Origin of the sequence: Halobacillus sp. BBL2006, assembly GCF_000786645.1 — a bacterium.
GTDB lineage: Bacteria > Bacillota > Bacilli > Bacillales > Halobacillaceae > Halobacillus.
Genome location: NZ_JRNX01000674.1, coordinates 1 through 905, shown reverse-complemented (window position 1 = coordinate 905; position 905 = coordinate 1). Strand labels below are relative to the sequence as shown.

The 905-nt window shown below is 39.0% G+C and carries 1 protein-coding gene; it reads left to right on the top strand.

Annotated elements, in window-relative coordinates; genetic code table 11:
• Window positions 1–420: 420 nt before the first annotated feature.
• Window positions 421–905, top strand: a 485-nt coding sequence (locus tag LD39_RS18140) for an NAD(P)/FAD-dependent oxidoreductase (RefSeq protein WP_035551207.1), incomplete at its 3' end; no start/stop codon positions are given.

Sequence of the window (905 nt, the reverse complement as noted above, 5' to 3'; positions counted from 1 at the left end):
CAAACAAGCAAAAATAAAAGAAATAACCTCTTATGTGATAGGAGAATGAGAAAAAAACAGCTCCTTTGCAGACTTTGCGAAGGAGCTGTTTTCTGCTCTAATTGCAATTGCTCAAATACTAAAACCGACAAAGGGGACAAAAAGCGATAAATTTATTGTGTGCGTGAAATAAGGAATTATAAGAGGAAAGGGAAAAAGAAAATATGAATTGATAACGATGCAGTATAATACTTCAAAATATCCCAGTTTCAAGTGTTCAATAAACGGGGCTCTTATGGAATAAGAAGAACATTTCCCTTGATTTTGTATTAATCCAAGGGTTATAAAAATTGTCTTATTTTCTTTTTAGATATATAGAAGTACATAATGGTCTGGCCGTTGGGAAAGAATAAAGCCACCCATAAAACTGGAGGCATCTCAATGATTTATGATTGTATTATTATAGGAGGCGGCATAGCAGGATTGCAGGCATCCATTCAGTTAGGAAGATATAATAGGAACGTCTTGACGATTGATGCAGGCGAAGGACGCTCTACCTTGTGCAGAAAGTACAATAATATTCTTGGATTTCCTGGCGGGGTGAGTGGTGAAGAACTGAGAGATGCTGGCGTGAAGCAATCCAAGGGCTTTGGAGTGGAATTCTTGTATGATGAAGTTACGGACGTACATAAAGAAATAGAAGGGTTCACTATTACCACGAAAACTGGAAAGACATTCAATACAAAAACTGTGCTTCTAGCAACCGGAGTGAAGGACAACCTTCCAACCATACCTGGACTGAAGGAATGTCTTGGTCTTTCCGTTTACATCTGCCCGGATTGCGATGGCTATGAAATTACAGATCGAAAGACGATTGTAATTGGGTCAGGAGATGCAGGGGCAGCAATGTCCGAGGCGATTTATTA